We start from the raw sequence: 26042 nt of genomic DNA on the forward strand, positions 1-26042 counted from the left end.
ACTAACCTAAATTTTTTCTAAGTCAATGCAAGGATTTATTAGTATAATTAATGATGTATTCCATTTTATGGATTAACTATATTGATATATGGGCTATGTTTTAGAGTATTTGTCTTTCTTAGCTTGATAGCGATGAGATAGGCCAACAAACGCGAATTTCGTACGTTATGAAAGTTCCATAAATGATTCTTAAAAATAACAAATTGGATATATATGTTAAGATAGTGAAGTGATTATAAGGAAATATACTTAAGTTAGCTGTCAAATTAGCGAAGGAAAAAATAAAAATTAGGGGAAGAGTTATGACATATAAATTGGAAGAAATGCAAGAGGAAGCAAAAAGAATTATAGGTCAAGTCGCTGATATTTATCAATATCATACAGGGGGGGATTTTATTGGCTTAATTGTTCACGGTTCAGTAGTAAAGGGTGGTGTTATTCCTGGATCAAGTGATATTGATTTTCATCTTTATTTGAAGGAAACTGCTTTTGAAAAACAAGGGGTACTACCATTGGAATTATACTTGGAAATTCATCGTGATTTAAGCAAGATTGATACAAACCCATTTAATTATATTCAATGTGAAGCATTAGCAGATAAATTCCCAGAAGGATTTGTTGGTCCAGTACCTGGTGCTTATCAAATTGTAGCTGGAAGGTTGCCGGTCAAGGAAGCAACAAATGAGCAATTGAAGCAGTCAGCAATAAAAGCATTAAATAATATAATTGTTGTACCAAAGTATTTTTCTACTCTTTTGGACCATGGAAAAGAGCGATTAGATAGAGTTGTTCGTTTAATCAGTACACAAGTTTCTCCAACAATATATCATGTCTTATCCTATGTACATCATGATGCAATTGAAGTATGGCAAATGCCAAAAAATAAGGCAATACATTTTTTACCAGAGGACGAGATGAAAAATATAGCAATCCAGTTTTATGAATGCACTAAAAGATATTACTCTGATGAAAGTTCGGTAGCTGATGCTTTAGATATGGTATATAATGGGGCGAAGTTTTTTGAAAGTGTTAAACTTTGGTTTGAAAACCAAAAGTGATTATGTAAAAACTAGTTAAAGGTAAATTGTTATTTAATAAACGAGTGCGTTAGTAAAACAAGCTAATCAAAAAAATGGTTCCTTTTCGTATAGGAAATCGGCTGTTTCTTTATAAAATTTTGTTTAGCTTACGAAATTCGTGTTTTGTTGGCGGGACCTCATATTAAAATAACGACTGTTTTAGTTGAACAACATTTAAACAACTTTATTATCACTTTACATTCTGACGGATATTCTTGAAAAGGAGTAATGTTGTATGAAATCAATAAATGTAAATGGGAATATATATTATATTGAATCTGTTCCTTTTGAAGATAAGAGTGAGCAGGATGAAGAGGGATACTACGAATATTTTTACAAAGGAGTCAATTTATCGTTTCAATCTGACAAGGAAGTAATTAAAGCCCGAATTTATGACGAAGAAGAAATAATATATTTTTTAAAAAATCCAATTCTTGCTTTTGGTAAAGATTTTGAAGCGATAAAGGTATATATAATTAAAGAATATAATGTAAATAAATTTAAGATTCCAGGTGGAGAAAAAGCTTTTATAGAGTTATAGCCATAATCGACCTTTAATTTTACCGGGATTTATTAAATACAAAAGGTAAGTAGTTATATGAGTTGTGAAGCTGAACCAAAGGATGGTAAAACAATTGAAAATATATATTAAAAAATTGGTTGTTCTCCAAAACGACAGAAATGAGCTGAATGATCATAAATGATTGTAAAGTGATAAAAAATTTGTTTAGTGGTACTTCATAAACGTAGACTGATAGCGATAGGGTACAGCCACATTATTGCTACTAAGCAAAAAGATAACTTTTTAATGACTAGCAATTTATAAGTATTCAACTGAATGAAAAAGGATTAACAATAGTACCTGTAGAAAGCTACATAGAATATAAAAACCATTAGGGGGAAATGATCCATAAAGTTGGACAAATTATGCTGTATGTAAACAATCAAGATGAGGCAGTAAATTTTTGGACGGAAAAGGTAGGGTTTCATGTAGTAGCAGAGGAAGATAATAAGCAAGGAATGAGATGGATTGAAATCGCTCCGACTAACGGTGCAGAAACGAGCATTATATTACATAATAAAGAAGTGATTTCTAAGATGAGCCCAGAATTAAATCTTGGTACACCATCTTTAATGTTCTTCTCAGAAAATCTTGATCAATTATATACAGATTTAAAAAATAAAAATGTTACTGTTGGTGAAATGGTAACTATGCCTTCTGGTAAAGTATTTAACTTTGCTGATAGCGAAGGGAATTATTTTGCGGTTATGGAAAAGAACAAATAATAATATTACTATGTGAAAATCCCCCTCAAATATATTGAGGGGGATTACATGTTTGAAGTGGATTTTTCATTAGAGAATTGATTAATATAAAATACGCCTTTTTCAATAGCTGTCTCAATATAACCAACGATTTGATTAAACGTAAATACTTGTAAGTCTTCATACAAATTTTGCTCCGGATACAACATATCTTCAAAAAGATACTTTCGAAAAGAAAAAACGTTTTCTTTAGAAACTTCTTCAATATCCATAATGTGAGCCTCTTGGTTGAGAAGAGAGAAGAGTTGCTGTTCTGTATCGTAATGATGAAGCAACTTTGCATTTAATAATTTAAAATCGTTATAGTACATAGGTGCGATCGTTTCGTCATTTTCGATTCTATTTTTTAGCCAAGGTAGAAAAAAGCCGCTTAGCCAATTGTCATCGGCAATGAGATGGGTGTAATAGCCTAAGAGAAAAGGGGAATCCATATGAGCTTTATATTTTTGAAAAAAAGAATTGAAATCTATCCTTCTCGTATAGTTTTTCGTTGTACCAGCGTAAAAGTGTGAAGTTCCTTTTTCTTCTGCTGAATGAACCGCATCAGGGGCTACACCTCCAAGTATGAAAGAAGTTTTATCTTGGATATATAGTTTTTCGGCAATCTTGATAGCGATAATAGCATGCATAATTCGTGATCCCATGAATGACACCTCGGTTTCAAGTATTCATTTCAGGAAGAGGACTGAACAGTTAGTATTACTTTCCCTGTACTTTTTCTACTTTCGACCCATTCATGTGCTTTCCCTGCATCTTGAAGTGGAAAAGATTTCGTTGCTTTTATTTTTAGACTGCCATCACGTAAATAACGGAAAACTTCATTTGCAGTTTCTTGGAGTAGTTCAGGACGTTTTTTTCGTGTAGTGCCAAAGCTAAAACCGAGTATAGAGCGGCAACTTGCGTGTAAATCATTCGTTTGGAAATTACCAATTTCACCGCTAGCATTACCGAAGTGAATGAGGCGACCGTAATAAGCGAGACAATTTAAACTTTTTTCTGAAACCGTTCCAGAAATAGAGTCTAAAATTACATCAACCCCTTCACCGTTTGTCAGCTCGTTGACTTTCTCTACAAAATCCTCATCTTGATAACAAATAACATAATCAGCTCCAGCATCTAAAGCTATTTTTCTTTTTACTTCACTTCCGACAGTACCAATAACGGTTCCAGCCCCTAATCGTTTTGCAAGTTGAATAGCTGTTGTACCAATTCCGCCAGCCGCAGCATGAATGAGTACAGACTCGCCTTGTTGAAGCCTTGCAACATTTACGAGTAAATTATAGCTTGTAAAAGATACGATAGGGCATGCCGCTGCAGTTTGAAAATCGATTTCATGTGGTAAAGCAAAAGTAAGATTTTCGTTTGAGACAACGTATTCTGCGTAAGATCCATTTTGAGGAAAAGCGATGACTCGCTGTCCAGGATGAAGATTTTTAACTTGAGACCCGACACGTTCTACAATACCAGCGGCATCTATCCCTGGAATAAAAGGTAGTGCTTTATTTCCTTTTTTACCATAACGGGATTTAATATCGGCGAAATTCACACTAGTAGCAACAACGCGAATCAAAACTTGATCTTCTGAAATAGCCGGTATATCCACATCTGTATATTTCATCACTTCAGGACCACCAAACGACGTTACAACGATAGCTTTCATCATATACCCTCCTAAATTTGACTATATAAATCATTTTAAATCGTCATTAGAAATTGGAAAATTATATAATTGTTATGCGACTTTATAAGTGAAGCTTATGTACATATTGAATCATTATATTAATCTATATAAAAAACCTTTGAAAAAATCGAACGAAATATCAATTACTTGCCAATATAGAGTGTAAGACAAAGGAGGGATGGTATGTGAAGGATGAAACAGTGTTGTATACAGATTTGATCCAATTAACTTTATCAGGAAATAAAGAAGCATATAGCAAGTTGTATGATAAAACGATTCAAGGAGTATATAAAACAGCACATTTTTTAATTGAAGATAAAATGGATGTAGATGATGTCGTTCAAGAAATATACATACAACTATATGAATCGCTTCGTAAGTATGATAGTGAGAAGCCATTTCGCCCTTGGCTAATTGGGCTTGCGATTAAACAAATTCACTCTTATAGAAGACAGAGGTGGATGCGAATACGAATTATAAAAAAAGCAGAAGAGCAAAGAAAACCAGTACAAATTGATTTTTCTAACGATGTTGTAAGTAAAATATCAAACAAAAAACTAATCGAACTCATTCATAAATTACCGTATAAATTGAAACAAGTTATTATCTTAAGATACTTACACGATTATTCACAAGAAGAAGTAGCACAAATATTACATATTCCAATTGGTACTGTGAAATCTAGAATTCACGCAGCATTAAAGAAACTACGTCAAAAAGAGCAAGTAGAAGAAATCTTTTTAGGAGAGGTAGGGAATGTGAAATGAGTTTAGATTGTAGAGTTAGAGAATCTATACAAGACGAAGCGAAGGGGATTATCGCCCCGCCGGAGTTAAAAGAAAAGGTAATTGTTCAGATTAAAATGAATCGTGGGGGGAACAAAAGGAAGAAGCGTCTTATTGCAGGAGTGCTTGCGGCAGCATTTTTACTCCCAACGACTGGTTTTGCGTATCAATCTATTATGGCGGATGGTATATACGGATCGTTTGAGAATTTAAAAAAATATGCTGGAGCGATGACGTTAGAAGCATATATGCATTTTAATACAAAATTATCAGAGGCGAAAGATGAAATGGATGCGAAAGAATATGAAGAGTTTACAAAAGAACTAAAAAAATTAACAAATGCAAAGCTTACGTATGGAGATTCGAACGGTAATATTGATTATGATCAATTATCACCAGCAAAAAGAGAAGAAATGAAAAAGGTAAGTATGAGCCTTCAACCATACTTTGATAAACTAAATGGTCATAAGTCTACTAAAGAGGTATTAACGCAAGAAGAGTTTGACCGTTATGTGGAAGCATTAATGACATATGAAATCGTACGAGTAAAGACAAAATCAACTGGTGGGATGGAAGTAGAAGAAGTACCTGAGGCGTACAAAGAAAGGTTTATTCAAGCGGAGCAGTTTATGGAGTATGTAGATGAAAAGGTGAGATAAGTAAAAAAACTCAATGCTTTAGCTTTGAGCTTTTTTATTGAAACAAAAAAGAGTGTTCAATTATATTTTTTCATATTTGCAGTATCTTTTTGTATAAAACAATCTAAAAGGGAATAGCCAGCTATTAAACTTATTATCGTAACAAAAGTAGTATTTATAAGAATAATATTAGTTAAATAAGGTAGGTATGCACCAACTGGTGAAAAGAGTAGAGCTGGAGAAAAGGAAATGAATAGCGTAGGCACAGTAATAGCGATAAATTTATCCGGTTGAAAGCGCCAGTTTTGTTTACTTGTTTCGCGATTAATGGATTGAAGGAATCGTAATAAAATGCCAACTATAAGAGGGAATAGTGTAAAGTAGAATAATCTTGGATACACGTTAAAGTTCACCTGCGCATCTGTATCTAAATAAAATTGAATCTTCACTCCAACAAATAATAATAAGACGATAAACAATGTGAAGCAGAGATATAGCATTACTTTTTGCATTGCATTCCACCATCCTTTACTCAAAATATATTCAAAAAAAGAAGAGATATACAATAACTGCAGTTGTATATCTCTTCTTTTACGGTTATTTAATAGTGGAGTTTGCTTTTTCTTGCTTCGTGAAATAATCTATAATGCCCATCGCACTAATTTCTATATCTAGATGTAAAATGTTATAAACGGAATGATCTGATGGAACATTTAACTTTGTAAGGTGGGAAGAGATCTTATCCATTAATACAGTTTGTAAAGCTTTAGTCGCTTCATCGAAATCATTATACTGTTCAAAGACCTCTTTTCCAGTATGAACGAAAATAGGTAGCCAATGTTCCAGTTGGTTATATACTTCTGTAACATTGGAAGATGCACCGTAATGACCGAAATAAATAGTATCTACATTCATACTTTGAATGTGATTTTTAGAAGCAATCATCGCATCTGGTTGGAATTGGGAAGGGGACGTTGATGGTAAATATAGTTCTACACCAAGGTCTGCGAGTTCTCTATAATAAATTCCAATTGTATCGCCAGTAAAAATGCCGTTTGTTAATGAATCGTGAATGCTAATATGGTGCTTTGCATGTCCCGGTGTATCGTAAAATGTAAGTGTACGGTCTTCTGCAATTTTTAATGTATCACCATGTTGTACAATACGAACACGTTCCTCTTCTATAGGAAGAATTGGATCAAATAGTTTATCGAAATCTTCTTTGTACACAGCTTTTGCGCCTAAAATGAGTTTTGTTGGATCAATCATATGACGAGCACCGCGAGAATGCACATATAAAGTAGCATTTGGACACTTTTCCATCATTAAACCAGCTGCACCGGCGTGATCTAAATGAACGTGTGTAACGATAATGTTTTTTACATCGTTTAAATTAATATGTAATTGTTGTAAGCCGTCTAAAATATACGGAAGAGAAGGGGCTGCACAAGTTTCAATTAAAGTAATATCCTCACCTAATAAAACGTACGTACCAGTTCGTTCATTATGTTGTAAATCGAAATCATCAATAAGATATAGGTGAGAAGATAATTGCTCTACTTTTTTCATATTTACCACTCCTTAGTTACTGCATGTTTCTATTATACGCTAAAAATACAAAAAGGCAGAAAACGAAAGTTTCGTCTTCTCCCTTTTTGTCATGTTATTATTGCCTTTGTTGTTTATTAATAGACATAACGAACAGTCCAACAATACCACCAACGATTGGAAGCATAATTTCTCCTGCTAAATTAAAGTAGGAGCTTAAAAATAAACCATTAACATCGATTACCCAACCAATAACATACAATAACATCATATATAGTACGAAATAAAACTCGCGATTTGAAATCGTTTCATGTTGTGCAGTTTTCATAATGAACACCATCCTTTTCTTTTATAATGGAATATAAACTGTCACATTTTGTTCACAATTCAATTGTAAAACTTTCCAACATAAAAGTCTAGTAGTTTGTGTCGAATTTTTGAACATAAATAAAGCGCTGTCATTTATGGGTTTAAGTACGTAATAAGAGCTGTATATTAACGAATGTAGTATAGTATAAACATAGAATGATAGTGAAGATAGGGGGAAGAACAATGACAGTTTATAATTTTACAGCTAAAACGATAACAGGAGAAGATAAACCCTTAAAAGATTACGAAGGAAAAGCACTTCTTATTGTAAATGTAGCTAGTAAGTGTGGTTTTACACCGCAATATAAAGGTTTACAAGAAGTATATGATAAATATAAAGACCAAGGACTAGAAATACTCGGTTTCCCTTGTAACCAATTCGGAGGACAAGAACCGGGTACAGAAGCGGATATTACTAGTTTTTGTGAATTAAACTACGGTGTGAATTTCCCGATGTTTGCAAAAATCGATGTAAAAGGTGACAAGGCTCATCCTCTATATACATACATGACAGAACAATTGCCAGGTTTACTCGGTATGAAAGCAGTAAAATGGAACTTTACTAAGTTTCTAATTGGAAGAGACGGGAAAGTAGTTGGACGTTTTGCACCGCAGACGAAGCCGGTGGATTTAGAGGTTGAGATTGAGAAGGCACTTGGAGAATAACTAGAAGTTTCACTTTATTAAAAAAAGCCTCAAAGAACAATGTAGTTCTTTGAGGCTTTTTCAAGATTAAATCGCTGAATGGAAGTCATTTGATTTAGGCGGAGAAGCTGCTTTTTTCATAAGAATTTCCCATAAGTGTACGGATTTTTCCCATTCTGCTGCGGCCTGCCCCTTTTGATACATAGCGTTTTCATAACTGAAAGTAAGCTGTTGCATATCATTCGAGTTGTAAAGTGTATCGATGTGGAGAGCATATTCTCGGAATGTTTGACTTTCACCTCGTGGTATACCGATTCGCGCAAATTGTTTTAAGAGTGCGCTGTAAGCTTTGCTATAAACAGCATCATCTTTTCGGTATTTATAGAAAAGAATAATAAAAAATGTAATCCATTTCATTCTAGTAGCGAAGAGAGTATAGCCGATGATACTAATTGGTATCGTAGAAAGGAACACGTACCACCAAGAAAGTTTATTTTTAGAATTTTTAATCTCTTTAGTAGGAGTTTCTTCTGTATTTTCTATTAAACTTTTAAGCTTTGCTTCATTGTTTCTTTGGTGCATTTGCGCGTTTGGAGAATTAGTTTCTTCGCTATTTTGTATAGTAGGAGCAGGAGTATTATTTGTGAAATTATAGGGATTCGTAAATCCTTTTGTTGGTTCGAATGGAATCCATCCGTATCCAGGGAAATATACTTCGACCCAAGAGTGTGCGTTATCGTTCGCGATTTTATAAACATCCTCACCTTCAGCACCCACAAGCGTATTATCAAGAGTTCCTTCTGTATAACCTTTTACCCAGCGAGCAGGGATACCGGCAGAACGAAGTAACACGATCATAGACGTCGAAAAATTATTACAGTAGCCGCTTTTTGTATCGAAAAGAAATTGATCAACATAATCTTGGTTTTTGGCAGGGAACAACACATTCATTGTTTCATATACGAAAGAATGGTCGGTGAAGTAGTTTTCGATAGCTAATACTTTATCATATCGGTTGTCTTTATCGTTTGTTAGATTAACAGCTAAGTCTTTTACTCGCTGTGGTAATGATTCGGGAAGTTGTGTGTACTTTGTTATGAAATAAGGATTCGTTTCTTGACCTTCATTCATTTTTACAGCTTTTAAGTTTTCTATGGAAAACTCCGGGACCTCATACGTTACTTTATATGAATGTAAAGTAGTAGAGGAATCTCCGTTCATCGTATAGATTTTTTCAGAAAATGGGTCAACGCTGTATGATACATCTGAAGAAGCTTCAACTGATATTAACCCTACTGGATAGGTAAGGTGAGGATAACTTTTTTGCATGTTGATTGTTGCCTTTGTTGTCTCCGTTTTTGTATTTTGTTCGTACCAGCTCACGACGTCGTTTTTATTTTTAAAAGAAATCTTTTTTTGATTTTCAGAAACCTCCCAGCCTTTTCCTGTATAAAAATCTTTCGTTTCGACTCTCCAATATTGTTTGTTTTTTGTTTGTGCTGTGAATACAATTGTAGGATCTGCCTTAAAAGGACCACCTAATCTCGAGTCATCTAAACCATACCCAATTTTAGAAACTTCTTGTTTTTTACTTGCTTCGGATGTATTGAATTTTAAAAAATCCATTGGGTTTGACCATTGAGGGCCAAATTTTGGAGCAAAGTATGCGATTGTTGCTAACAATACAATAAATATTGTAAGAGGTTTAAGTAATTTTGAGATTTCTCTAGCATAATTTTGTAGGTGTTCCATTTCTTTTATTCGTTCTATGCGAAGGAGACTAAGCATAAAAAAGCCGATGACAATAGTACGAATAATAGCGTAGTTTGCATTGTATAAATGTAAGTTATAAAAAATGGTGATATAAATAATAGTCAATATAAGAAATAACAACCCACGTTTTTTATGAATCATCCAAAAAGAGATGAAAGCACTCAAAAACCAAAATGATAAAAAAAATAAAAGTGTTGGAAAAACTGGAGAAATATCTAGCAAATTCCCCTGAAATAACAAGGAGGAATTTTGAGAAATATCAGTAAAAAATTTCATTAGCCAAGATGGATTTATAAAAGCGTTTTTATAGTACAAGAAATGAATGATGAATAAAATGGTGAAGGTTTTTATTGGAATCTGCCATCTTGTTTGAAAAAAAGAGAGAGTGAAGCAAATCCCTATAAATATTACAAAAATATCTAATCTACCTACGTTTGTAATACCTATAAGGGGCCTTAGCCATTCTAGTAAAAGTAGAAATGCGCATGCATGCATGAAAAATCTAGTCATATCCCATTGTTTTTTTGTCTGTAATGTTATCATTTGCTCACCTCAAAAAATACGTTTGTATACTGGTTTCCATAAACCACATTTACAAATATTTTTCGCTTTTGTAGAGTTTCTAGAATACTAAGTTCTCGATGTGATAGTTGATTTGCTTTTTCTTTTACGACAAACACCATTAATTTTCTATTTTTTATAGCAGCATAGTCAGCCGCCTTTTGAATATCGGGAGAAAGATCGCTTGTTACGAGTATAATCGTTACGGGCTCATAAATTTTTCTTAATTCCATTTCTACACTTCGGGAGAGCGGGAATGCACTGTCCGCTTGTACTTTCGCTAAATGACAAAAGATTTGATGCAACTGACTATCTCCATTGTCTAAAGGGAAAAAAGTTCGTTCTTTTCCGACAGATACGAATGACGCCGGTGAATTTTGCTTCAAGACAGATCTGACAATAGAGGCAGTAAATGTGACGACTGATTCGAATAGAGGGGATGGGGTTCTGTCCATGAATATCATAATATTATGGCTACGCTGTTGTTCAAACTCTTTCGTCATAATGTTGTTTGTTCGTGCAGTTGCTTTCCAATCAATCCATGAAAAGCGGTCACCAGGTTTATAGTCTCTCACACCGACAGAAATGGTAGAGTCTTTTGCTAAATTTATATTTGCTGAAAGTGCTCCTTGTTCGAAATGATTTTCCATTTGTCGATACGTTATATCTACATACTGAGGATAGACTAAAAATGTATCTGGAACTGAAAAAGTTATTTCTTTCTCCATCATACCGAATAGATCGCCAGTTTTGACATGTACGCTTGAAAAAGAGTGCTCTCCTCTAGGGAGTGTGTCAATTGCATATTGAAATGAAATATTTCGTTTCAATCCTGGAAAGAGTATTACTTTATTCATTTTCGTTTCTTTACAATTTGTAAATTGTGATGGTAGTTCATCTTCTATAATTAAATAAAGCAAGGGAAAAGGAAATTTTCTTTTTATTGTAATCGTACTTAAAAATGGTTCTCCTGCTACATATTCGTCCTGATTTGTTCTTCGTTTTACCTCGACGTTCCGTAAAGCATAGAAGGGGAGTAGTAGTGAATAAAGGCCAATAGGAATCACACTGTAAAACAAAAACCAACTTACAAATCCTCCTTGAAGCATAGCGTATACAAATGTTAGGACTAGACATAAAGGAATGAGTAATAACTTAGTAAAATGATAGAGTGCTCGTAGTATCCGTTTCATCAAAGGTTCATCTTCCTTTGAGTCGGTACGGTAGTTCGCGCAACGATTTTTGCGATAACTTGTTCTCCTATAATTCCTTCAAATTTTGCCTCCATTTTTAAAATGAGTCTGTGAGCCAACACGTAAGGAGCTAAAAATTTAACATCGTCAGGAATAACATAATTTCTGCCATGGATGAATGCATAAGCTTGTGAAGCTTTCATTAAAGCAATCGAGCCACGCGGACTTGCACCAAGCTGTATAGAACTATAAGAACGAGTCTGACTAACAAGCTTTACAATGTAATGCTTAATTGCTTTGTCCATACTTACTTCCCGTACGCTTTGTTGTAAATAAAGTAATTCTTCTATTGTAGTAATAGCTTGTAAATGGGAGAGGGGATTCGTTTTTTCCATCCGGTTTAAAATTTCAAATTCTTCTTCTGGTGTAGGATATCCCATTCTTAGTTTCAACAAGAAACGATCGAGCTGGGCTTCTGGTAAAGGATATGTTCCCTCATATTCGACCGGATTTTGTGTAGCCATTACAAAGAACGGTTTTGGTAACGGTCTTGTCATGCCATCTATTGTAATATTGCCTTCTTCCATACTTTCAAGTAAGGCAGACTGTGTTTTTGGAGATGTACGATTAATTTCATCAGCCAGTATAAAATTCCCCATAATTGGTCCAGGCTTGAACTCAAATTGGAGTTCTTTCGGATTATAAATAGAAACACCTGTTACATCTGATGGAAGTAAATCAGGTGTAAATTGAATTCGCTTGTAATCAGCATCAATTGATTTAGAAAGTGCACGTACTAACATTGTTTTCCCAACGCCAGGAACATCTTCTAATAGTACATGACCTTCAGCTAAGAGAGCTGTTAAAGCTAAGAGCGTTTCTTTTCGCTTTCCGACCATTAACTTTTCAATATTGTTAATTATTTTTTCTATAATGGGATGTAATGAATCAAGCTGGTGCATCGTAATCCTCCTAATGTTAGTATCGTTTTCTAATCTATTTAACGGAAAATAGAATGTATCCATCTAATTGCGGGCAGTAAAGATTTTATCTTTAATTCTAAGAATATTCAGATTATTTACTCTGATTACATCTAGTATAATTGTTTCCGTAACTTAGGGCAATATGGTAAATAATGATTTCTCATTTTATATGAAATATGTCCTGCTATAAAATATTATCGCGAAGAAAAAACATCCTCACATACAATTTTTGTTGTTTTTCTTTTGCAAAATAGTCGATACCTCAAAATACTTTTCTTCTATTAATCAAGATTTATTATAAATCTTCACAACGAAAAAAAAGTCTTCTCACAAACTTATTTTCTACTGAAATTTTGACAATCTCTTGAACTGTGCGAAATGTCACATCTGTAATTTACAACCTCTCTTATAGTAAGGGTATGTAAGAGAGACGTATTAAAGGAGTGAACAGTATGAAGAAGAAACCTTCAGCACTAATGAGACGTTTAAAATATTTTTCGCCAATAGATCGTTATAACGATAATCATACACAAGAAACATATGAAGATCGCGAATGGGAAAATGTGTACAGAAAGCGTTGGCAGCATGATAAAGTAATTCGTTCTACACACGGCGTGAACTGTACTGGTTCATGTAGTTGGAATATATATGTGAAAGATGGAATTGTAACTTGGGAAGGGCAAGAGCTTAATTATCCGACTACAGGTCCTGATATGCCTGATTTTGAACCGCGAGGATGTCCACGTGGAGCAAGTTTTTCTTGGTACATTTATAGCCCACTTCGTGTGAAATATCCGTATGTACGTGGTGTTCTTTGGAATATGTGGCAAGAAGAATTACAAAATAACGAGTCACCACTAGACGCTTGGAAAAGCATTGTGGAAAACCCTGAAAAGGCACGTACGTATAAGCAGGCGCGTGGTAAAGGGGGGTTCATTCGTGCGAATTGGGATGAAGTGTTACAACTCGTTTCAGCGTCTTTACTATACACAGTAATGAAATACGGTCCAGACCGAAATGTCGGTTTCTCACCAATTCCAGCAATGTCGATGTTAAGTCATGCAGCTGGTAGTCGCTTTATGCAACTTATGGGTGGACCGATGCTTAGCTTCTACGATTGGTACGCAGATTTACCACCAGCTTCTCCGCAAATTTGGGGCGATCAAACAGACGTGCCAGAAAGTAGTGATTGGTATAACTCTGGTTACATTATGACATGGGGTTCAAATGTACCGATGACGAGAACACCAGATGCACACTTTTTAGCAGAGGTTCGATATAAAGGAACGAAAGTCGTTTCTGTCAGTCCTGACTTCGCTGAATCTACAAAGTTTGCGGATGATTGGATTAGTGTGAAGCAAGGTACAGATGGTGCACTTGCGATGGCAATGGGGCATGTAATCTTACAAGAGTTTTACGTAGATAATCAAGTGGAATACTTCACAAAGTATGCGAAGCAATATACTGATTTTCCTTTCTTCGTCACATTGAAACAAAAAGAAGATCAATTCGTTGCGGATCGGTTCTTAAATGCTTCTGATATTGGGCGCGAAACGAAGTTAGGAGAATGGAAACCTGTACTTTGGAACGAGAATACGAATGATTTTGCAACACCTCACGGCACAATGGGGTCACGTTGGGATAACGAAAAGAAATGGAACTTACGTTTAGAAGATGAAGAAACAGGTGAAAAGATTGATCCCCGTCTTTCTTTACTTGGAATGGAAGATAGTGTTGAAACGTTACAAATTCCGTATTTCTCTGATGATGGAAACAAAGTATTAGAACGTACAATTCCAGTGAAAAAGGTTATGACAGAAGAGGGCGAAGTGTTCGTTACAACTGTATACGACTTAACGTTAGCAAATTACGGTGTGAACCGAGGACTTGGCGGACAAGAGCCGAAAGACTTTAATGATGACGTACCGTTTACACCTGCATGGCAAGAGAAAATGACAGGAGTAAAACGTGAGCTTATTATTCAAATCGCTCGTGAGTTCGCACAAAATGCTGTTGATACGAACGGTCGCTCAATGATTATTGTCGGAGCTGGTATTAACCATTGGTTTAACTCTGATACGATTTATCGGGCAGTTTTAAATCTTGTACTTCTCGTCGGAGCACAAGGTGTAAACGGCGGTGGCTGGGCGCATTACGTTGGTCAAGAAAAATTACGACCAGCGGAAGGATGGCAAACGATCGCGATGGCAAAAGATTGGCAAGGACCACCGAAATTACAAAATGGTACATCTTTCTTCTATTTCGTAACAGATCAATGGCGTTATGAAGATACACCAGTTGGTCATTTAGCGTCACCAGTAGAAGGCAACTCTCGTTATCAACATCACGGTGATTACAACGTATTAGCGGCACGACTTGGCTGGTTACCTTCGTATCCGACATTCGAGAAAAATGGGATTGAATTATATAAAGAAGCTGTTGCTGCTGGTGCAAAAACGCAAGAAGAAATCGGAAAATACGTTGCGCAAAAACTAAAAGATAAAGAACTGAAATTCGCAATTGAAGATCCAGATAACATAAATAACTTCCCGCGCAACTTATTCGTATGGCGTGCAAACTTAATTTCAAGTTCTGGTAAAGGACATGAATATTTCTTAAAACATTTGTTAGGTACAACGAACGGATTAATGAATGATGATAGTGATTCGTTGCGACCAGAAGAAATTAAATGGCATGAAGAAGCACCAGAAGGGAAGCTTGATTTACTTATTAATTTAGATTTCCGTATGGCTGGAACAGCGCTATATTCTGATATCGTCTTACCTGCTTCAACTTGGTACGAAAAGCATGATTTAAGTAGTACAGATATGCATCCATTTGTACATCCATTTAATCCGGCAATCGGTTCACCGTGGGAAGCGCGCTCTGACTGGGATATTTTCACTTCTCTTTCTAAAGCCGTGTCTGATTTAGCGAAGAAAATCGATCTTGAACCAATGAAAGAAGTTGTGGCAACACCACTTCTTCACGATACACCGCAAGAATTAGCGCAACCACTTGGCAAAATTAAAGACTGGAGTAAAGGTGAATGTGAACCAATTCCGGGTAAAACGATGCCACAAATTCATGTTGTCGAAAGAGATTATAAAACGATTTATGACAAAATGACTGCACTAGGACCAAATGCCGGAAAACAACCGATTGGTACGAAAGGGATTTCTTGGTCTGCGGAAAAGGAATATGAGCAATTAAAGAGCCGATTAGGAGTCGTTCGAACAGATTCTATCGCGAAAGGTTGCCCAGATATAAAAGAAGCAATCAATGCAGCTGAAGCGGTATTAACGCTTTCTTCTACAACAAACGGTCATATGGCTGTAAAAGCATGGGAAGCACTTGAAAAACAAACGGATTTAAAATTACGTGATTTAGCAGAAGAACGTGAAGAAGAATGCTTCACATTTGAACAAATTACAGCGCAGCCAAAAACAGTAATTACTTCTCCAGCCTTTACAGGTTCTGAAAAAGGTGGACGCCGTTACTCACCATTTACAACAAATGTAGAACGTCTCATCCCTTGGAGAACAATCACTGGACGACAATCTTTCTATTTAGATCATGACATGATGAAAGAATTTGGTGAAACGATGGCAACATTTAAACCAATTCTGCAACATAAACCGTTCCGTAAATCACGGCCTGAAGTAGAAGGAAAAGAGATTACATTGAACTATTTAACACCGCATAATAAGTGGTCCATTCATAGTATGTATTTCGATTCATTACCGATGTTAACGCTGTTTAGAGGTGGTCCAACCGTTTGGATGAATAAAGAGGATGCTGTTGAAGCAGGCGTTGTGGATAATGATTGGATCGAGTGCTTTAACCGTAACGGTGTTGTTGTAGCACGTGCTGTTGTAACGCATCGTATACCGAGAGGAATGGCGTTTATGCACCATGCGCAAGATCGTCATATAAACGTACCTGGTACGAAATTAACAAGTAACCGCGGGGGGACGCATAATAGCCCAACTCGAATTCACGTAAAACCGACACATATGATTGGTGGATATGGTCAATTAAGTTATGGATTTAACTATTATGGTCCGACGGGGAATCAGCGCGACTTAAACGTAGTAATTCGCAAACTGAAGGAGGTAGATTGGCTTGAAGATTAAAGCGCAAGTCGGAATGGTAATGAACCTAGATAAATGCATCGGCTGTCATACTTGTAGCGTAACATGCAAAAACACCTGGACAAATCGTCCAGGTGCTGAATATATGTATTTCAATAACGTAGAAACGAAACCTGGTATTGGTTATCCGAAACAATGGGAAGATCAGGAGAAATATAAAGGCGGCTGGGAATTGAAAAATGGTGAAATTCAGCTGAAATCCGGTTCGAAAATGAAACGTCTTATGAATATTTTCCATAATCCAGATCAACCGACAATTGATGATTATTTTGAACCTTGGAACTATGATTATGAAACGTTAACAAATAGTCCACAGCGTAAGCATCAGCCAGTTGCTCGTCCGAAATCAGCAATTACAGGTGAATTTATCGATAAAATTGAATGGGGTCCAAACTGGGAAGATGATTTAGCTGGTGGACATATAACAGGATTACAAGATCCGAACGTAAAGAGAATGGAAGAAGAAATTAAAACTGATTTTGAAAATGTCTTTATGATGTATTTACCACGCATATGCGAACATTGTATGAATCCATCTTGTGTATCTTCTTGTCCGTCTGGAGCGATGTATAAACGTCAAGAAGATGGGATTGTTCTTGTCGATCAAAATGCATGTCGTGCATGGAGATTTTGCGTATCTTCTTGTCCATATAAAAAAGTGTATTTTAACTGGCAAACGAATAAAGCTGAAAAGTGCACAATGTGTTTCCCACGTATTGAAGCTGGTATGCCTACAATTTGTTCGGAAACATGTGTAGGACGTATTCGATATATTGGGGTAATGCTATATGACGCTGACAAAGTAAAAGAAGCGGCTTCTGTTGAAAATGAAAAAGATTTATATGAATCTCAGCTTACTGTTTTCTTAGATCCAAATGATCCAGAAGTAGCAGCTGAAGCGAAAAAACAAGGGATTCCTGAAGAATGGATTAAAGCGGCACAACAGTCACCAATCTATAAAATGATTATTGATTGGAAAATCGCTCTACCTCTTCACCCAGAGTATCGTACAATGCCAATGGTTTGGTATATCCCGCCGCTTAGCCCAATTATGAATATGGTGGAGGGAAAAGGTAGTAACTGGCAAGCAGAAGAGATTTTCCCTGCTATTGATAATATGCGTATTCCAATTCAATATTTAGCGAATTTACTCACTGCAGGAGATGAATCACATATTCGTCTTACATTGAAAAAAATGGCTGTTATGCGAACACATATGAGAGCACTTCAAATTAATAAAGAACCAAATGAAGCGGTATTAAAAGAACTCGGTTTAACGAAACAGGATGTAGAAGATATGTATCGTCTTCTTGCTATCGCGAAATATAAAGATCGCTTCGTCATTCCGGCATCTCACCGCGAACAAGTTGCAGATTTATATAACGAACAAGGAAGCTGTGGTTTATCCTTCGCAGGTGGCCCGGGCTCTTGTATGACAATTTCTTAAATAATGGGGGCGGAAAAATATGAAACAAAGTTTACAAACTGCTTTTTCGTGTTCGTCATTCCTTCTCTCCTACCCGGAACTCGGGTGGAGAGAAGCTTTAGCTGATTTACAAGAAGAGATTGAAGCGATTGAACAGGACGATGTTAAAGCTTCACTTACAACATTTATAAAACAAGCACTAGATAAAACGAACGATCAACTTATTGATAGTTACGTATATACATTTGATTTTGGTAAAAAGACGAATATGTATCTTACTTATATGAACACCGGTGAACAAAGAGAAAGAGGTATTGAATTACTAGAGTTAAAGCAGCATTATAAAAAATCTGGTTTTGAAGTAACAGATAAAGAACTACCTGATTATTTACCGTTATTATTAGAGTTTTTTGCAAATGCAAATGAGCAAGACAGTGAACCAATTATGAGTAAATACAAGGAAAACATACAAGCATTACACGTTCAATTAAAAGAAGCGGATAGTATGTATGAACCAATTCTTGCGGCTGTTTTACTCGCTATCGATACATGGGGTGTACAGACAAATTAGAAAGGAGAGTTGTCGAAATGATGGATCAATTTCTATGGGTATTGTTTCCCTATATCATTTTTGCAATCTTTATCGGTGGACATATTTTCAGATACAACTATGATCAATTTGGATGGACATCAAAATCTAGTGAACTATTAGAAAAGAAAATGCTCCGAATCGGAAGTCTATTATTCCACTTTGGGATCATGTTCGTAATTGGCGGTCATGTTATGGGAATTTTAATTCCAGAAGCTGTATACCGTTCGATAGGTATTTCTGAGCATACGTATCACATAATGGCAATTAGTTTCGGGCTTCCGGCAGGTGTTGCTTCTATCATCGGTTTAATTATATTAACGTATCGCCGCGTAACAGTAAAACGTATCATTGCAACGAGTACGAAGGGAGATTATATTGCGCTTATATTATTACTTATCGTAATGCTAGCAGGACTTTCTTCAACATTTTTAAACATCGACTCAAAAGGGTTTGATTATCGTACAACGATCGGTCCTTGGTTCCGAAGTCTCTTTATTTTCCAACCGAAAGTTGAGTATATGACGGAAGTGCCAGTATGGTTTAAAATTCATATAATTGCAGGTATGGGGCTATTTGCAGTATGGCCATTTACAAGACTTGTACATGTTTTTAGCGCCCCAATTAAATACGTAAGTCGTAGTTATGTAATTTACAGAAGACGTATTCCAAATGAATTGAAAAAATAATGTTGTTTTATATGTTTAGTAACTTATAAATAAAGCCGAGATCTAATTGGAGACCTCGGCTTTATTTATAGGTATAAATCTCAATAAAATGCTAATCAATACTACAAACAGAAGCAGAACAATCTTCACAAGCAATTTCACATTTTAAAAATTGTAAATCGTGAATGGTAATCTTTCCTTTATGAATCGAAATTGTACCTTGTTTTTTTAATTCATTTAACATTCGATTTACACTTTCGCGTGAAGTTGCACAGAAATTAGCTAGTTCTTGATTCGTTAACGGTAAATCGATGAGAATGCCATTTTCTTTTAATACACCGTAACTATTTGTCATTCGAATGAGAGTAGAATATAAGGCACCTTTTTTGCCGTGTAACACTAAATCTCGGAACTTCGTTTGCATTCTTCTTAAATGTTCACTAATCCATTTCATAAATTCAAATACAAGAGCGGGTTTTTGGAGTAATGCTTTTTCTAACGCTTCACGCTTTATTACACCTACTTCAACATCTTCAAGACATTTTGAGTTTAATAAATATTTTGCATTATCCGTGAACAACGTTAATTCTCCAATAATGTCATATTCCGAACAAATTCGAAGTGTTAATTCTTGTCCGTCAGCACTAAGTTTACTAATTTGTACTTTTCCTGAGTGGATAATATAGAGTTCGGTTGCCTCCATACCTTCTTGAAAAATAAAACTACCTTTTTTTATCTGCATTTTATATTCAACAGATGCAAGTAATTCCTTTAAATCTTGAGATAATTTCATACTGTTTGTCACAGCAATCACCTTTCTTCTTATAAGCAATACATTTCCTATTTTGAGTGTAAGTATGCTGAAAATGCAAGAGCTATTTCAAAATTGATGTAAAATTTCAATGACCGTAAGGAGTAGGGACTGAAGATGTGAACAAAATGCGAACGGATTTGTGAAGAATTTTTGAATGGGGAAAGTAATGTGAGAAAAGTCACATTGAATATGTCGCTTCTTTTTTATAATGAAGGCAAATAAAAAAACGAAAGCTTACTAAGCATTGCAGCAGAAAAGAAGGGATATAGATGCACGAGAAAATGAAAGATTCTTTAGAACGGCCACTTCAAGATTTACGTATTTCAGTTATTGATCGTTGTAATTTCAGGTGCACATACTGTATGCCTGCTGAAGTGTTCGGACCTGATTACGCTTTTTTACAGGAAGAGTTTTTATTATCTTTTGATGAAATAGAGAGACTAGCTAGGTTATTTATAAGTATGGGAGTTGAAAAAATTAGGCTTACTGGCGGTGAACCGTTACTGCGTAAAGACTTATCTCAGTTAATAGCAAGGCTTACAAAACTAGAAGGCTTAAAAGACATTGGGCTCACAACAAACGGAATTCATTTAGCAAAACAAGCTAAGGCGCTAAAAGATGCTGGATTAAAGCGTGTAAATATTAGTTTAGATGCAATAGAGGATCACGTTTTTCAAAAAATTAACGGAAGAAATGTAAGCACAAAACCTGTACTGAAAGGAATAGAAGCAGCAAAGGCTGCTGGATTAGAAGTAAAGGTGAATACGGTCGTAAAAAAAGGAATGAATGATAGTCAAATTCTTCATATGGCTCGTTATTTTAAAGAACAAGAAATTCAGCTCCGTTTCATTGAGTTTATGGATGTGGGTAGTACGAACGGATGGAATTTTGAACAAGTGATTACGAAGGAACAATTAATAGAGAAGATTAATCGCGTATATCCGATTGAACCTGTTGCACCTCGTTATTTTGGAGAAGTTGCGAAATTGTATCGATATGTAGGGAGCGATGCAGAAGTTGGATTTATTACTTCAGTATCTGAGTCATTTTGTTCTTCTTGTACGAGAGCTCGTATTTCGGCAGACGGCAAGTTTTTCACGTGCCTATTTGGAGCGAAAGGAACGGATTTGAGAACGCTTCTTCGAGAAAATATTTCTGATGCATCACTATTAAAAATTTTACAACATACATGGCGATATAGAACAGATCGATATTCAGATGAAAGAACGGCGAATAGTACAAATAAACGTCAAAAAGTTGAAATGTCTTACATTGGCGGATAGTGAAAGGGGGAGTCCCTATGCAAGATCGATATTCAAGGCAAGTATTGTTTTCAGGAATTGGAAAAATGGGTCAAAGAAAAATAAGAGAAAAGCATGTGCTCTTAATTGGTGCGGGTGCACTAGGAGCTGCGAATGTAGAAGCACTCGCTAGGATGGGAATTGGGAAATTGACAATTGCCGATCGTGACTACGTCGAATGGAGTAATTTACAGCGGCAACAGTTATATACAGAAGAAGATGCAAAGCAATGCAAACCAAAAGCAATTGCAGCAGCAGAACATGTAAGAAAGATTAATTCTGAAGTGGAAATTGTACCAGTTGTAACGGATGTCACAATGCGAGAAATAGAAGAGTTAACAAAAGAAGTGGATCTCATCATAGATGCGACTGACAATTTCGATACGCGCCTACTTATAAATGATATTTCACAAAAAGAAAATATACCTTGGATATACGGTGGATGCGTTGGAAGTTACGGTGTAACGTATACAATTCTGCCGGGGAAAACACCATGTTTTCGCTGTCTGATGGATCATCCTATGGGCGGTGCAACATGCGATACAGCGGGAATCATTCAGCCAACTGTACAGATGGTTGTTGCGCATCAAGTTACAGAGGCGATGAAAATATTGGTGGATGATTATGAGTCGCTAAGAGGGACGATGTTATCATTTGATATTTGGAACAATCAATATCTCTCATTAAAAGTAAATAGACAGAAAAAAAGTATATGTCCATCTTGCGGGAAATCACGAACGTATCCAAGTTTAACATTTGAAACACAAATGAAAATGGAAGTGTTATGCGGACGGAATACAGTTCAAATCCGTTCAGGAATAAAGAGAAATCTTAATTTAACCGAAATTCAAAAACGATTACAAAAAAGTGTACAGGTCAAAAAAACGCCATACTTACTATCATTTCTAATTGATGAATATCGTTTCGTTTTATTTACAGACGGTAGGGCATTTATTCATGGAACAAATGATGTGAAAATAGCAAAACGATTATACGCAAAATATATAGGGTGAACAGAAAGGGCGTTTCTCCTTATTAAAACGAGGTGAAAAAGAATGTTAGATAAACGTATACCAATTCCAGTAGCAGAAGCGGTTGCGCGTGTAATGAAATATGCCTACCAAGGTGAAATAGAAAAGGTTTCTCTTATAGAAAGCTACGGTAGAACGCTTGGAGAAAATGTTATTGCAGATCATGATGTCCCGCATTTTGATCGCTCTCCGTACGACGGGTTTGCGATTCGAGCGGAAGATACAAAAGAAGCGAGTAGTAGTAACCCCATTCAGTTTGAAGTAATTGGCGAAATTGGAGCAGGTTTTGTTTTTACAGAAGAAGTGAAAGAGTTTCAAGCTGTCCGTATTATGACAGGAGCCGCAATTCCGAAAGGGTGTAATGCGGTTGTTATGTTAGAACTAACGGAAGGGTTTGAAGAAAACGAAAAGACTTATATGGTATTAAAACGCTCTTTCTCTTCTGGTGATAATATTTCTTTTAAAGGAGAAGATGTAAAACAAAATAGCATCCTTGTGAAAAAAGGGACTGTTATTAATCCTGGAGTAGCAGCGCTTCTTGCTACGTTTGGTTATAGTTCCGTAAATGTTATAAAACAGCCGGTTATTGGAATTGTAACGACAGGAAGCGAACTGCTTGAAGTACATGAACAATTAAAGCTAGGGAAGATTCGAAATAGTAACTCCTATATGATTGTTGCTCAAATTGAACGAGCCGGCGGAGTTGTACAGTATTATGGACAGTTCGCTGACGATTTTGAGACGTGTTATAACACTGTAAAAAAAGCGATGAAAGAAGTCGATATTTTAATTACAACTGGTGGCGTTTCGGTAGGAGATTATGACTATTTACCTGCTATTTATGAGAGATTACAAGCAAATGTACTTTTTAACAAAATAGCGATGCGACCAGGAAGTGTGACAACTGTAGCTGAGGTAGAAGGAAAACTACTATTTGGTTTATCTGGTAATCCTTCTGCTTGCTATGTCGGTTGTGAATTATTTGTTCGGCCAGTTATTCGAACATACTTGTATAAGAAAAATCCGCACGTATTTCGTGCAGAGGCAATATTACAAAAAGACTTTCCGAAAGCAAATCCATTTACTCGATTTGTAAGAGGGAAAGTGGAAATTGTAGATGGAACATTGCAAGCTATACCAGTTGGTTTAGATAAATCTAGTGCAATTTCTTCACTTGTAGAATCAAATGCATTTATCGTTTTACCAGGAGGAACGAGAGGATTTGAAGCAGGAATAACGGTTTCGGTACTGTTATTAGAATCAAACGCCGGAAGTGAGTGGCCATGGGAAGAACCGCTTCGATCGTACAAATAAGAGAAAAATAGATTGCTAACTTATATGAAGATAAGAGGTGCAAGATGACACATCCGTATTATGAAGTAATTGATACACCTATTTCAATTGAGGAAGTTACAAACAAAGTAATTCATCGTGAGTGTGGCGCAGTTACTACTTTCATTGGTACTGTTAGAGAATTTACGAAAGGCCGTCGTACGCTATATTTAGAGTATGTAGCATATAAAACAATGGCAGAAAAACAGCTTGAGAAAATTGGTACTGAAGTAGGAGAGAGGTGGCCTGGGACATTTGTCGCCATTACACATCGCATTGGTATATTACAAATTTCTGATCTTGCTGTTGTCGTTGCTGTTTCTACACCACACCGGAAAGCAGCCTATGAGGCGAACGAATATATTATGGAGCGTATAAAACAAATCGTTCCAATTTGGAAGAAAGAGTTTTGGGAAGATGGTGAATCTTGGATTGGTGATCAGCTAGAGAAGTTAGCATATGAGAATGGCGCACCTGGAAAGGAGATGAGAATATGATTGAAGTACTATTATTTGCACATTTACAAGAAGAAGTAAGCAAACCAGCATTACACATCGATTGTGAAAATATTACAGTTACTGAACTAAAGAAGGTACTCATTAAGAAATACAACGTAGCGATTTCAAATGAGATTATGGTTGCTATAAATGAAGAGTATGCAAATGAGGATGACATCATTCAAACTGGCGATGTCATAGCAATGATTCCGCCAGTAAGTGGTGGTTGATTCTTTTCAGCCTAATCATGTTAGGACGTGATTAGGCTGGAGGGAATGAATATAACTATGCATACATAGGAGGGAACAGGATGAAAAGTCCTAATTTTCAATTAAGTTTACAAACTTCTAATCTAGTTATCGGTTTTATGGTATGGGTCATTTTATCATCATTAATGCCTTATATTAAAGCGGATATTCCATTAACTGCGGGACAAATTTCTATGGTAACAGCGGTACCGGTTATTTTAGGTTCTGTTCTTCGCATTCCAATTGGTTATTGGACAAATCGTTTCGGAGCAAGAAAATTATTCTTTATTAGTTTTATTCTATTATTATTTCCTGTCTTTTATATTAGTGTTGCCAATTCAATGATGGATTTAATTATTGGTGGTTTATTTGTCGGAATCGGTGGGGCCGTATTCTCCGTAGGTGTAACTTCTTTACCGAAATATTTTCCGAAAGAGAGTCACGGTTTTGTAAATGGTATTTACGGTGTCGGTAACGCCGGTACAGCAATTACTTCGTTCTTAGCACCTGTTATCGCAACTTCAGTTGGCTGGAGAACGACAGTACAGTGTTATTTAGTTTTACTTGCAGCGTTTGCACTTATGAACTTTTTATTAGGTGATCGTAAGGAGAAAAAGGTGAATACACCACTAATGGAACAAATAAAAGGTGTATATAAAAATGAAAAACTTTGGTTTCTATGTATCTTTTACTTTTTAACATTCGGATCATTTGTTGCATTTACTGTATACTTGCCAAACTTTTTAGTATCTCACTTCGGATTAGAAAAAGTAGATGCAGGTATGCGGACAGCTGGATTCATTGTACTCGCAACAATTATGCGTCCGGTTGGTGGATGGCTCGGTGACAAATTTAACCCATTTAAAATATTAATCTTCGTATTTATCGGTTTAACACTTTCAGGTATTATTTTATCATTTATGCCTAGTATGAATGTGTATACATTTGGTTGCTTACTAGTCGCATTTTGCGCAGGTATTGGTAATGGTACAATCTTCAAACTCGTTCCAATGTACTTCTCAGAACAAGCAGGTATTGTAAATGGACTCGTTTCAGCTTTAGGCGGACTAGGAGGATTCTTCCCACCGCTAATTTTAACTTTACTATTCCAACTAACAGGTCATTATGCAATTGGATTTATGGCATTATCAGAAGTCGCACTTGCTTGTTTAATCATTACAGTGTGGATGTATAGTCAAGAAAAGCTGTTAGTGATGTTAAAGAATCATTAATAAAGAAAAAGAACCATCCTAAAGTAATCTAGGATGGTTCTTTTAGTAATAGGCTTCAACTTGTTTTTTATTGATAACTTAACAAATGTTTGTTTTCTAAAATAATGTGGTTTTAAAATGAAAAACAGAAGGGTAATGGGATTTTATGTTAAAATATAGATATCAGATG

General features: G+C 35.8%; 25 protein-coding genes. 16 read left to right on the forward strand and 9 right to left on the reverse strand.

Going from position 1 to position 26042, the window contains the following annotated elements; translation table 11 throughout:
* The first annotated feature begins 302 nt into the window (after positions 1–302).
* The 3 genes from AAG068_RS10275 to AAG068_RS10285 all read left to right on the forward strand — a co-directional run bounded on the left by AAG068_RS10275 (position 303) and on the right by AAG068_RS10285 (position 2366).
* Entirely contained in the window at positions 303–1058 is a 756-nt protein-coding gene (locus AAG068_RS10275; RefSeq protein ID WP_342719188.1) for a hypothetical protein, read from the forward strand.
* Positions 1059–1314: 256 nt separating this feature from the next.
* Positions 1315–1620 (forward strand): hypothetical protein, encoded by a 306-nt coding sequence (locus AAG068_RS10280; RefSeq protein ID WP_342719189.1) that lies wholly within the window; start codon positions 1315–1317, stop codon positions 1618–1620.
* A gap of 362 nt (positions 1621–1982) precedes the next feature.
* Positions 1983–2366 (forward strand): VOC family protein, encoded by a 384-nt coding sequence (locus AAG068_RS10285; protein ID WP_064056645.1) that lies wholly within the window; start codon positions 1983–1985, stop codon positions 2364–2366.
* Between the two features lie 44 nt (positions 2367–2410).
* Here the strand turns inward: AAG068_RS10285 and AAG068_RS10290 are convergent, their stop codons facing one another.
* Positions 2411–3049 (reverse strand): zinc dependent phospholipase C family protein, encoded by a 639-nt coding sequence (locus AAG068_RS10290; RefSeq protein ID WP_342719190.1) that lies wholly within the window; start codon positions 3047–3049, stop codon positions 2411–2413.
* A 29-nt stretch (positions 3050–3078) separates the two neighbouring features.
* A complete protein-coding gene (locus tag AAG068_RS10295) occupies positions 3079–4065 on the reverse strand; it encodes a quinone oxidoreductase family protein (RefSeq protein ID WP_342719191.1) in 987 nt (328 codons plus the stop codon).
* A gap of 206 nt (positions 4066–4271) precedes the next feature.
* Here AAG068_RS10295 and AAG068_RS10300 point away from each other — a divergent pair, with 206 nt between their 5' ends.
* Both AAG068_RS10300 and AAG068_RS10305 read left to right on the forward strand, forming a co-directional pair.
* Entirely contained in the window at positions 4272–4853 is a 582-nt protein-coding gene (locus tag AAG068_RS10300; RefSeq protein ID WP_342719192.1) for a sigma-70 family RNA polymerase sigma factor, read from the forward strand.
* Positions 4850–5530 carry a DUF3600 domain-containing protein gene (locus AAG068_RS10305; RefSeq protein WP_342719193.1) on the forward strand — a complete coding sequence of 227 codons (681 nt, stop codon included), beginning with the start codon at positions 4850–4852 and terminating at the stop codon, positions 5528–5530. Before AAG068_RS10300 ends, AAG068_RS10305 begins: the two co-directional genes overlap by 4 nt.
* 56 nt (positions 5531–5586) lie before the next feature.
* Here the strand turns inward: AAG068_RS10305 and AAG068_RS10310 are convergent, their stop codons facing one another.
* The 3 genes from AAG068_RS10310 to AAG068_RS10320 all read right to left on the reverse strand — a co-directional run bounded on the left by AAG068_RS10310 (position 5587) and on the right by AAG068_RS10320 (position 7385).
* Complete coding sequence (locus tag AAG068_RS10310) at positions 5587–6021, reverse strand: hypothetical protein (RefSeq protein WP_064460240.1); 435 nt, start codon at positions 6019–6021, stop codon at positions 5587–5589.
* A gap of 85 nt (positions 6022–6106) precedes the next feature.
* A complete protein-coding gene (locus AAG068_RS10315; RefSeq protein WP_342719195.1) occupies positions 6107–7078 on the reverse strand; it encodes an MBL fold metallo-hydrolase in 972 nt (323 codons plus the stop codon).
* A gap of 97 nt (positions 7079–7175) precedes the next feature.
* Positions 7176–7385 carry a DUF3925 domain-containing protein gene (locus AAG068_RS10320; RefSeq protein ID WP_342719196.1) on the reverse strand — a complete coding sequence of 70 codons (210 nt, stop codon included), beginning with the start codon at positions 7383–7385 and terminating at the stop codon, positions 7176–7178.
* 224 nt (positions 7386–7609) lie between these two features.
* On the opposite strand from AAG068_RS10320, the gene bsaA reads away from it, so the two are divergent.
* Entirely contained in the window at positions 7610–8092 is a 483-nt protein-coding gene (bsaA, locus tag AAG068_RS10325) for a glutathione peroxidase (protein WP_342719197.1), read from the forward strand.
* Between the two features lie 66 nt (positions 8093–8158).
* On the opposite strand, the gene AAG068_RS10330 is transcribed toward bsaA, so the two are convergent.
* From AAG068_RS10330 to AAG068_RS10340, 3 genes are read right to left on the reverse strand one after another with little or no spacing between them, the layout of a single operon-like run.
* A complete protein-coding gene (locus AAG068_RS10330) occupies positions 8159–10387 on the reverse strand; it encodes a transglutaminase TgpA family protein (RefSeq protein ID WP_342719198.1) in 2229 nt (742 codons plus the stop codon).
* Positions 10384–11598 (reverse strand): DUF58 domain-containing protein, encoded by a 1215-nt coding sequence (locus tag AAG068_RS10335; RefSeq protein WP_342719737.1) that lies wholly within the window; start codon positions 11596–11598, stop codon positions 10384–10386. Before AAG068_RS10335 ends, AAG068_RS10330 begins: the two co-directional genes overlap by 4 nt.
* Entirely contained in the window at positions 11598–12560 is a 963-nt protein-coding gene (locus AAG068_RS10340) for an AAA family ATPase (protein ID WP_342719199.1), read from the reverse strand. Before AAG068_RS10340 ends, AAG068_RS10335 begins: the two co-directional genes overlap by 1 nt.
* Positions 12561–13033: 473 nt before the next feature.
* Between AAG068_RS10340 and AAG068_RS10345 the strand changes: the two genes are divergently transcribed.
* The 4 genes from AAG068_RS10345 to narI are packed head-to-tail and all read left to right on the forward strand — an operon-like array spanning position 13034 to position 19439.
* Entirely contained in the window at positions 13034–16717 is a 3684-nt protein-coding gene (locus AAG068_RS10345; RefSeq protein ID WP_342719200.1) for a nitrate reductase subunit alpha, read from the forward strand.
* Positions 16707–18182, forward strand: a complete 1476-nt coding sequence (gene narH / locus AAG068_RS10350) for a nitrate reductase subunit beta (protein ID WP_342719201.1) — start codon at positions 16707–16709, stop codon at positions 18180–18182. Before AAG068_RS10345 ends, narH begins: the two co-directional genes overlap by 11 nt.
* Positions 18183–18201: 19 nt before the next feature.
* Positions 18202–18732 (forward strand): nitrate reductase molybdenum cofactor assembly chaperone, encoded by a 531-nt coding sequence (gene narJ / locus AAG068_RS10355; RefSeq protein WP_342719202.1) that lies wholly within the window; start codon positions 18202–18204, stop codon positions 18730–18732.
* A 17-nt stretch (positions 18733–18749) separates the two neighbouring features.
* Positions 18750–19439, forward strand: coding sequence for a respiratory nitrate reductase subunit gamma (gene narI / locus AAG068_RS10360; protein WP_046197563.1), 690 nt, complete (start codon positions 18750–18752; stop codon positions 19437–19439).
* Between the two features lie 91 nt (positions 19440–19530).
* Here the strand turns inward: narI and AAG068_RS10365 are convergent, their stop codons facing one another.
* Positions 19531–20223 carry a Crp/Fnr family transcriptional regulator gene (locus AAG068_RS10365; RefSeq protein WP_000185188.1) on the reverse strand — a complete coding sequence of 231 codons (693 nt, stop codon included), beginning with the start codon at positions 20221–20223 and terminating at the stop codon, positions 19531–19533.
* Positions 20224–20501: 278 nt separating this feature from the next.
* Between AAG068_RS10365 and moaA the strand changes: the two genes are divergently transcribed.
* The 6 genes from moaA to narK all read left to right on the forward strand — a co-directional run bounded on the left by moaA (position 20502) and on the right by narK (position 25873).
* Positions 20502–21515: a GTP 3',8-cyclase MoaA gene (gene moaA, locus AAG068_RS10370; protein WP_342719203.1), complete on the forward strand. Its 1014-nt coding sequence runs from the start codon at positions 20502–20504 to the stop codon at positions 21513–21515.
* Positions 21516–21532: 17 nt separating this feature from the next.
* Positions 21533–22546, forward strand: a complete 1014-nt coding sequence (locus AAG068_RS10375) for a molybdopterin-synthase adenylyltransferase MoeB (RefSeq protein WP_342719204.1) — start codon at positions 21533–21535, stop codon at positions 22544–22546.
* A 42-nt stretch (positions 22547–22588) separates the two neighbouring features.
* Complete coding sequence (locus tag AAG068_RS10380) at positions 22589–23878, forward strand: molybdopterin molybdotransferase MoeA (protein ID WP_342719205.1); 1290 nt, start codon at positions 22589–22591, stop codon at positions 23876–23878.
* A 44-nt stretch (positions 23879–23922) separates the two neighbouring features.
* On the forward strand, positions 23923–24393 hold the full coding sequence (locus tag AAG068_RS10385) for a molybdenum cofactor biosynthesis protein MoaE (RefSeq protein ID WP_342719206.1): 471 nt from the start codon (positions 23923–23925) through the stop codon (positions 24391–24393).
* On the forward strand, positions 24390–24623 hold the full coding sequence (gene moaD / locus AAG068_RS10390) for a molybdopterin converting factor subunit 1 (RefSeq protein WP_342719207.1): 234 nt from the start codon (positions 24390–24392) through the stop codon (positions 24621–24623). Before AAG068_RS10385 ends, moaD begins: the two co-directional genes overlap by 4 nt.
* An 80-nt stretch (positions 24624–24703) precedes the next feature.
* Positions 24704–25873, forward strand: a complete 1170-nt coding sequence (narK, locus tag AAG068_RS10395; RefSeq protein ID WP_000841865.1) for a nitrate transporter NarK — start codon at positions 24704–24706, stop codon at positions 25871–25873.
* The last annotated feature ends 169 nt before the right edge of the window (positions 25874–26042 follow it).

The sequence above is a fragment of the Bacillus paramycoides genome (genome assembly GCF_038971285.1).
Lineage (GTDB): Bacteria > Bacillota > Bacilli > Bacillales > Bacillaceae_G > Bacillus_A.